General features: G+C 68.7%; 7 protein-coding genes. 6 read left to right on the plus strand and 1 reads right to left on the minus strand.

The genetic code is table 11. The annotated features are described in order from the left end of the window. The 5 genes from ACZ4AA_RS38325 to ACZ4AA_RS38345 all read left to right on the plus strand — a co-directional run. Nucleotides 1–315, plus strand: a 315-nt coding sequence (locus ACZ4AA_RS38325; protein ID WP_467613331.1) for a carboxyl transferase domain-containing protein, incomplete at its 5' end; no start/stop codon positions are given. A 41-nt stretch (nt 316–356) separates the two neighbouring features. Next, nucleotides 357–1,055, plus strand: coding sequence for a DsbA family oxidoreductase (locus ACZ4AA_RS38330; RefSeq protein WP_467613333.1), 699 nt, complete (start codon nt 357–359; stop codon nt 1,053–1,055). A 228-nt stretch (nt 1,056–1,283) separates the two neighbouring features. Beyond that, nucleotides 1,284–2,813, plus strand: coding sequence for an FAD-binding oxidoreductase (locus ACZ4AA_RS38335; RefSeq protein WP_467613335.1), 1,530 nt, complete (start codon nt 1,284–1,286; stop codon nt 2,811–2,813). Between the two features lie 120 nt (nt 2,814–2,933). Beyond that, on the plus strand, nt 2,934–3,371 hold the full coding sequence (locus ACZ4AA_RS38340; RefSeq protein WP_467613337.1) for a DUF6069 family protein: 438 nt from the start codon (nt 2,934–2,936) through the stop codon (nt 3,369–3,371). 77 nt (nt 3,372–3,448) lie between these two features. After that, nucleotides 3,449–3,727, plus strand: a complete 279-nt coding sequence (locus tag ACZ4AA_RS38345) for an acyl-CoA carboxylase epsilon subunit (protein ID WP_467613339.1) — start codon at nt 3,449–3,451, stop codon at nt 3,725–3,727. Nucleotides 3,728–3,837: 110 nt separating this feature from the next. Here ACZ4AA_RS38345 and ACZ4AA_RS38350 read toward each other — a convergent pair whose 3' ends face one another. Next, nucleotides 3,838–4,494 carry a response regulator transcription factor gene (locus tag ACZ4AA_RS38350; protein ID WP_467613341.1) on the minus strand — a complete coding sequence of 219 codons (657 nt, stop codon included), beginning with the start codon at nt 4,492–4,494 and terminating at the stop codon, nt 3,838–3,840. Between the two features lie 611 nt (nt 4,495–5,105). Here ACZ4AA_RS38350 and ACZ4AA_RS38355 point away from each other — a divergent pair. Further along, on the plus strand, nt 5,106–5,555 hold a 450-nt coding region (locus ACZ4AA_RS38355; RefSeq protein ID WP_467613344.1), incomplete at its 3' end, for a 2-oxoacid:acceptor oxidoreductase family protein.

Here is a 5,555-nt window from a genome sequence, read left to right on the forward strand (position 1 = left end):
AGCCAGTCCATCGGGGCCGACCTCACCTACGCCTGGCCGACGAACGAGATCGCCGTGATGGGCGCCGAGGGTGCCGCCAACGTCATCTTCCGCCGCCAGATCGCCGATGCCGAGGACCCTGAGGCGACGCGGGCGGGCATGGTCAAGGAGTACAAGGCCGAGCTGATGCACCCGTACTACGCCGCCGAGCGCGGTCTCGTGGACGACGTCATCGACCCCGCCGAGACCCGCGTGACCCTCGTGAGGTCCCTCGCCATGCTCCGTTCCAAGCACGCGGACCTGCCCGCCCGCAAACACGGCAACCAGCCACAGTGACACGGCACGTGACCGCATCGGATCGACGGAGGCACCACGACATGGAGCAGCGAACGACGAGGAGTGCGACGGTACGCGTCCGGATCGCGCTCGACGTGATCTGTGTTCACTCCTACCTCGGCTACACCCGCTTCACCCGTGCGGCGGACCGGCTGCGGGCCGAAGGCCACCGGATCCAGGTGGAGTTCCTCCCCTTCGAACTCGCGCCGGGCGCGGGCACCGAAGGAGCGCCCCTGCTCCCCGTACTGGAGCGGGTGTTCGGCCCGCAGGCGGTACGGCAGACACTCCAGTTCGCCGGACAGGTGGCCGCGGAGGGGCTGGAGCTGCACTACGAACGCGCCGTGGCGACCGGCACGTTCGAGGCGCACCGGCTCATCGCCCGGGCCGCCCGGCAGGGAAGGGCCGAGGAGATGGTGGAGCGGCTCTTCCGCGCGCACTTCACCGACGGACTGCACATCGGCGACCCCGGGACCCTCGCCCGGCTCGCCGCCGAGACCGGCGTCAGGACGGACGACTCCGGCCCCGGCTCCGAGACAGCGGGATCGGCACCGGAAACGGCCGCGGAGGCCGCCGCCGCGACCGAGTCGCTGCGCACCGAACTCGACCGCGTGCGCGGGCTCGGCATCACCGGTGTGCCGGTGTTCCTCATCGACGGCGTACGGCAGTTGTCCGGATCCCAACCGGAGGCCGTGCTGCTCTCGGCACTGCGCGAGGCGGCGCGATCCGCCTCCGGGGACTGACCCGGAGCGTCCCGAACATCAGCTTTCGCATCGAGCCACGACAGATCCATGTCAAGCACATGGTGACGTCCCCCGGGGGCTGGTTGGCTGAAGTCAACCCCCGGCCCGCATCCGCCAGTGCGGTGATTTGTCGGCATCCCAGCACAGATAGGGCTCAACATGTTTTCGCGACGCACTTTCCTGGGCTCCGCGATCGCGGTGGCCGGTGCCACTGCGGGGTTCACCGCATTGAACTCGACCGCGGCCGAGGCCGCCGCCCGGGTCGCCGCCCGCGTCGATCCGGAGGTGATCGTCAGGCCGGGTGACGCCCGGTACGCCGCACTCGCGGGCCGCGGCTACAACACCCGCTTCGTGGCCTCGCCGGACGAGATCTGGCTCGTCCACTGCGCCTCCCAGGTGGAGAAGGCCGTCAACCAGGCCATCGCCGGCAACCAGCGCATCACGGTACGCAGCGGCGGGCACTGCTTCGAGAAGCTGGTCGACGACCCCCAGTTCCGGGTGCTCGTCGACCTGTCCGAGATGAAGGGCGTCACCTTCGACCCGACGATGAACGCCTTCGCCGTCCAGGCCGGCGCCCGTCTCGGCGAGGTCTACAAGGCACTCTACGAGGGCTGGGGCGTCACGGTCCCGGGCGGTGTGTGCCCGGAGGTCGGCGTCGGCGGTCATGTCTCCGGCGGCGGGTACGGCCCGCTGTCCCGCCGGTTCGGCCTGGTCGTGGACCACCTGTACGCCGTCGAGGTCGTCGTCGCCGACAGGGGCGGCAGGGCCCGTACGATCATCGCCACCCGCGAGGCCAACGACCCCCACCGCGACCTGTGGTGGGCGCACACCGGCGGTGGCGGCGGCGGGTTCGGCATCGTGACGCGGTTCTGGTTCCGCACCCCGGGTGCCTCGGGCGGCGCGTCCTCGCTCCTGCCCAAGCCGCCCGCGCGGATGCGGGAGACGTACGTGACCTGGCCCTGGGCGCAGCTGACCGAGGCGGCCTTCACCCGGCTGGTGCTGAACCACGGCGCCTGGCACGCGGCGAACAGCGCTCCGGGATCCCCGTACGCGGTGATGCACAGCTCGTTCCAGCTGCACTCCTCGATCGCGGGCTCGATCCAGCTGGAGATCCGTATGGACGCCACGCTGCCGAACACCGCCCAGCTCCACGACGACTACATCAACGCGGTGAACGCGGGTGTCGGGGTGCAGCCGACGATCGACGTCAAGGAAGGAACATGGCTGGAGATCGCCCTGGAGCCGACTGCCAGCTACGGCGCCTACTCGCGGCAGAAGTCCATGGGCGGTCATCTGCGCAAGCCGCTGACGGCACCTCAGATCAGCCAGGTCTACCGGTCGTTGACCGATCCCGGCCACTACGGCGTCGGCCTGGTGTATCTGGCGGCCTACGGCTGCCGGATCAACACGGTGCCCTCGTCCGCGACGGCGATCCCGCAACGCGACTCCGTCATCAAGCTCTGGTACTCCGACAACTGGTCCGACCCCGCGCAGGACGAGGCCGAGGTCAACTGGATCCGCACGCTGCGCAAGAACGTCCACGCCGAGACCGGCGGCTTCCCGGTGCCCAACGACCGGCAGGACGGCGGCTACATCAACTACCCCGACATCGACATGCGCGATCCGGCGCAGAACACCACCGGGGTGCCCTGGTACTCGCTGTTCTGGAAGGACAACTACCCGAGGCTCCAGCGGGTCAAGAACACCTACGACCCCAAGAACGTCTTCCGGCACGCCCTGTCCCTGGACCCCGCCTGACGAACCGTCCGGGCGTCCGGTCCTCGCGCCGGAAGCGGAACACACCGTCTCCACGACCGCCGTGCCGGGACCGGGCGGCTCCCCGTCCTCCCGGCACGGCACGACAGCCCGGAGGGCTCCATGACCAGCAGTATCCCCGCCGCCGACCCCGCCGCCCGGGGACGACGAGCGCTGTCCACGTGGCAGGCGGTGGTGGGGGCCGCCGCTCTCGCCGCGGCCGTCAATCTCGTCGTCCTGTTCATCGGTGACGCGGCCGGCGCCTCGCTCGTCCTGGAGCTCAACGGCAAGTCCGACGAGATCAACGCCGGCGGCGTGATCTTCATGTCGATCGCGGCGCCGGTGATCGGCATCACGGCCACCGTGTTGCTGGCCCGCTGGAAGCCGGTCTTCCTCCGGGTGGGGCAGTTCGCGGGCGGCGCGGTGGCGGTGCTCACCGCCATCGGCCCGCTGACGCTGGACACCGACGGCGGCACCGCCGCCACGCTGATCACGATGCATCTGTTCGTCGGCTTCGTCGCGGTGGCCGCGCTGGAGGCGATCCGCCGGTCCCGCGCCTGACGTACGGGGCCCGCCCGTCGGCCCTCCGGAACCCGAGACGGTTCCGGAGGGCCGACGGCATCTCTCGGGGAGGAACCATGGCAGCACAGGAGGACGGCACCGCCGGTGTCTCGCGGCTGGTGACCGAGCACGCCTGGCGGATCGTCAGCGGCTCACCGACGGCCGAGGAGGTCGCCGCGATCGCGGTGGCGCTCTCCACCGTTCTGGCCGCGCGCGCGGCGAGGGCGGAGCACGCGCGGCCGGAAACGGGCGAGGGCTCGGCGACCGGGGCTCACTGGACCCCGTTCTCGGCCAGGCGCAGGACGGCCACGTCCTGGGCCGCCGACCCTCGGCCGGGCTGGCGCGGGGCAGCGTGAGGAGACCTTGATCCGGGTGTCTCCCGAGCCGCGTACACCGCGGAACACGGCGCGAACGCCCTCGGTGACGCCGTGGGGAGACCGTCGCCGGGGCGGCCTTCGGGGAAGGATCAGGCCTGCCCCAGGCGGAAGCCGACACCGCGGGCGGTGACGATCCAGCCGCTCGATCCGAGTTTGCTCCGCAGACTGCTGACATGCGTGTCGATGGTGCGCCCCGGCTCCGACCTGGAGTCCCGCCAGACCTGCGCCATGATCTGCCGGCGGGTGACCACTCTGCCCGGCTGCGAGGCGAGCAGATACAGCAGATCGAATTCCTTGCGGGTCACGTCCACGGGCCGGCCGTCGAGGCTGATCTCCCGGGCGCGCGGGTCGATACCGAGCGGGCCGACCGTGATGGCCTCCTCCACGGAGACCGGCCGCCAGGAGGCCCTGCGCATGACGGCTTCGATGCGGGCTATCAGTTCGGCGAGACTGTAGGGCTTGGTCACATAGTCGTCCGAACCCGCGCGCAGACTGAGCACGCGGTCCAGTTCCGAGTCACGTGCCGTGACGACGATGATCGGCACATCGCAGACGGACCGGATGCTGCGACAGAGTTCGACCCCGTCCAGGTCGGGCAGATCGAGGTCGACGAGCAACAGATCCGCGCTCTGGAAACGCTGTAACGCCTGTGCTCCGGTGGGCACGCTCTCCGCCTGGAATCCGTGCCGGTACAGGTTGCGGATGAGTGCTTTCGCGACCTGCGGCTCGCTGTCGACGGAGAGCACGCGTAATGCCTTGCGAGCTCGCCTTGCCTCTGGCCTGACCTGCGTACTTCGCGCGGCGGCCTGCTCCGAATGGCTTGGTTGCGCAAACCTTATGGAATGGTGCCCCATCCGTGAATCCCCCTATATTCATCCGTTCAAGCGAGCGTCGCGCCAATCAATAGAAGGTCCCCTTGAGGGTACAGACCACTTAGTCGATCCGTCAAAGATCAATGATTGACAGTCGATGAATAAAGAAAATTAGAAACGCCGTCGCAACAATAGGAAATCGAGGAATAATCACTCGACCGACGGCCCGTCACGCGGTGACCGTCTCATCGTGATCGTTCAATCCGTCGGCGCACTCGCGCCCGGCCTGCCGCTTTGCCGCTCGGCCATTTTCACCAGCCCCCGTACACAGCCACTCCAGACTCTCGCGATACATCGTACACGAGCCTGCGTACGACGTATACGTGCATCAAGTCACTCCACCTCGGCGGTGCAGCACCTGATCCTGTCCGAAAGAACACACTATCGAGACAGTTTGTGAATAAGCAGGGATGAATCGGCCACCTTCTGGCCGACACACCCGCTGGGCCGATCTTGACGCCATTCCGAATTGAGGGAACGTGAACATGTCATCAGTGCCCGCTGTGGACGATCATGTGTCGGGCGCGAAAGACGTCCGCCGACCGGCTCGGGTCGTCATCCGGTTCGCGGGGGACTCCGGTGACGGTATGCAGCTCACCGGTGACCGCTTCACCGCGGGGACGGCCCTGTTCGGCAACGACCTGTCGACCCTGCCCGACTTTCCCGCCGAGATCCGCGCGCCCGCAGGCACCCTCCACGGTGTCTCCTCGTTCCAGCTGCACTTCGCCGACCACGACATCCTCACGCCGGGTGACGCGCCCGATGTGCTGGTGGCGATGAATCCGGCGGCCCTGAAGGCGAACATCGCCGACGTGCCGCGCGGCGCCGAGATCATCGTCGACACGGACGAGTTCACCAAACGGGCGATGCAGAAGGTCGGCTACGCCACCAGCCCGCTGGAGGACGGCTCGCTGGACGGCTACAACGTCCATCCC

Source organism: Streptomyces sp. NPDC024698, assembly GCF_055559015.1.

Coding starts and splice junctions, on each gene's coding strand:
- ACZ4AA_RS38340 (WP_467613337.1), top strand. CDS start 2,934: ATGACCAGCAGTATCCCCGCCGCCGACCCCGCCGCCCGGGGACGACGA.
- ACZ4AA_RS38345 (WP_467613339.1), top strand. CDS start 3,449: ATGGCAGCACAGGAGGACGGCACCGCCGGTGTCTCGCGGCTGGTGACC.
- ACZ4AA_RS38330 (WP_467613333.1), top strand. CDS start 357: ATGGAGCAGCGAACGACGAGGAGTGCGACGGTACGCGTCCGGATCGCG.